This is a genomic window from Allobosea sp. P4_C6 (assembly GCF_056402015.1).
On record NZ_JBFUIF010000164.1, the window covers coordinates 1 to 2,879 of the forward strand.

Consider the following 2,879-nt stretch of genomic DNA (forward strand, 5'->3'; position numbering starts at 1 on the left):
GATCGGATCCGTCTCTTCCAAGAAGACGACCTCCTGGTGGGGAATGTCAGCATGAACTGGCACCTCATAGCTGGCGAGGTCGTGATTGACGAAGAAGCCCCGCCGCTTGTCGATGGCCAGCTCCTCCATCAGCGCGGCGCCGGCGCCCATGGTCATCGCGCCGATCACCTGGCTGCGTGCCGTCTTGGGGTTGAGGATGCGACCGGCGGCGCAGACTGCCAGCATCCGCCTGATCCGCGTCTCCGCCGTCGCCGCATCGACCGCCACCTCGACGAAATGCGCGCCGAAGGTCGACTGCTGGTGCGTTTTGTCGAGGTCACCGTATTCCAGAACGTCTTCGCCAGTTAGCGGTCCGTCCTCGACAGCTTTTGCCAGTGGCAGGCTGCGATTGCCCGAATGAACCTGCTCATCCGAGAAGAGTGCCTCGGACGAGTTGATGCCGAGCTTCAGCGCGATCGCCTCACGCAGCTTCACGCAGGCAGCATAAACGCCGGCCGTTGAACTATTGCCGCCCCATTGCCCGCCCGAGCCGGCGGAAACGGGGAAGCGGGAATCGCCGAGCTTGACCACGACCTTGGTGAGGTCGACGCCGAGCATCTCGGCCGCGGTTTGGCCGATGATGGTATAGCTGCCGGTGCCGATATCGGTCATGTCGGTCTCGACCGTGAGGATGCCATCAGCCTCCAGTCGAACGCGCGCCCCGGATTTCATGACCAGGTTGTTGCGGAAGGCGGCGGCGACCCCCATTCCCACCAGCCAGCGCCCATCGCGCGTCTGGCCAAGTCGCGCCGAGCGCCGATCCCATCCAAAGCGCTGTGAACCTACCTTAAAACACTCATTGAGGCGCCGCATCGAGAACGGTCGCTCCGGCTTCTCTGGGTCGACTTGCGTGTCGTTGAGTAGGCGGAATGCGATCGGGTCCATGCCGAGCTTCTCCGCCATCTCGTCCATGGCCATTTCGAGCGCCATGAGACCTGGCGCCTCACCGGGCGCGCGCATGGCGTTACCTTCGGCCAGATCCAGGACAGCCAGACGCATCGTGGTCATCCTGTTTGGGCCAGCATAGAGCAGTCTGGTCTGCTGGACGGCAACTTCGGGCCCGCCGCCTTCAAGATCACCCGACCAGCTCTCATGGCCGATCGCCGTGATCGTGCCGTCCTTGGTCGCGCCGATCCGAATGCGTTGGATCGTTGCCGGCCGATGCGTCGTGTTGTTCATCATCAGCGGCCGCTGAAGCGCAATCTTGACCGGGCGTTTGGCCGTTCGTGCGCCCAGCGCCGCCAGCAGGACATCGGATCGCAGGAAGAGCTTCCCGCCGAAACCGCCGCCAATGAAGGGCGAGACAACCCGGATATTCTCCTTGGGAATGTCGAGCGTCGTCGCCATGTCCGCGACAGCCCAGGCGACCATCTGGTTCGAAGTCCACAATGTGAGCTTGTCGCCATCCCATGCCGCGAGGGTGGCGTGTGGCTCCATCATCGCATGGCTTTCGTCTGGCGTACTATAGGTCTCGTCGAGCTTGACAGGGGCCTCGGCGAAGGCGCCGGGAAAGTCGCCGACCCGTGTATCCGCCAGGCTAGGGTCGTCGTCGCTCTTGGGTTCAGAGGCGCTGCTTCGGGCTGCCTCGAGATCGAACCTTCCTTCGGTTTCGGCGTACTCCACGCGGATCAAGTTCGCAGCAGCACGCGCCTGCTCAAAGGTCTCGGCTACGACCACCGCGATCGCTTGGTGGTAATGTTCGACGTCGGGGCCAGCGAGCAACCGGGCGGTGTTCCTCTTTCCCTTTCCGAGCTTGCCTGCTTCCTTAGCCGTGACCACCGCAACTACGCCGGACGCCTTTCGGGCGGGCTCGGCATCGAGAAGCGAAATCCGCCCCTTCGCGATGCCCGAGGCGAGGATATACCCATACGCTTGGTTCGCGACGACATCATGCTGTTCGTAGGCGTACCGTGCGCCGCCCGTGACCTTCAGGGGACCGTCGATGCGATCGCGCGGCTGACCAACCACTTTCAGCTCGTCGATGGGATTGGTTGTAGCGGGTTTGTCGAATTTCATGGCTCAGGCCCTCGCTTCGGCCAGCACCGCTCCGAGCGTGCGCTCGACTAGCGGAAGCTTGAATGAATTCTCCTTCGTGGCCTTGGCGCCATCGAGTAGCGCCGCCGCCATGGGTTTGGCGCCTCTGGACAGCTCCGCCTCCGCCGCCTCCACCCGCCATGGCTTAGGTGCGACGCCTCCGAGCGCTACGCGGCCGGACCCGTCGCGTTGCACAATCGCTGCCACGGAAACCAACGCGAATGCATAGGAGGCACGGTCGCGGACCTTGCGATAGATCTGGGTACCGCCGACCGGCTTCGGCAACGTGACCGCTGTGATCAGCTCGCCTTGCTCCAGCGTGGTTTCGAGATGAGGAGCGTCGCCGGGCAGCCGATGCAGATCGGCGATCGCGATGGCTCGTGGCAAACCGTCCGGTTTGACCGTCTCGACCTGTGCATCGAGCACGCGCATCGCGACCGCCATGTCGGAAGGGTGGGTGGCAATGCAGGCGTCACTGACCCCGATCACACCGAGCTGGCGGGTGAAACCGCCGAGGGCGGAGCAACCTGTTCCGGGCTGACGCTTATTGCAGGGTTGGGCGGGGTCGTAGAAGTAAGGGCAGCGAGTCCGCTGGAGCAGGTTCCCGGCGGTCGTCGCGCGATTTCTCAACTGGCCAGAGGCGCCGGCCAGCAGCGCCCGCGACAGAACGCCATAGTCACGACGGACCCGTTCGTCGGCAGCCAGCGCAGTGTTGCGAACCAACGCGCCAATGCGCAGCCCACCCTCGGCCGTCGGCTCGATCGTATCGAGCTTCAGCGGGTTAACGTCGATGAGATGGGTCGGCG

Annotated in this window: 2 protein-coding genes; both read right to left on the reverse strand. The window is 64.0% G+C overall.

Annotation, left to right across the window (positions count from 1 at the left end):
- Positions 1–2,055 (reverse strand): aldehyde oxidoreductase molybdenum-binding subunit PaoC (gene paoC, locus AC1DVA_RS27380; protein WP_476807982.1); only part of this gene is annotated, 2,055 nt, incomplete at its 3' end.
- Between the two features lie 3 nt (positions 2,056–2,058).
- On the reverse strand, positions 2,059–2,879 hold an 821-nt coding region (locus AC1DVA_RS27385), incomplete at its 5' end, for an FAD binding domain-containing protein (protein WP_476807983.1).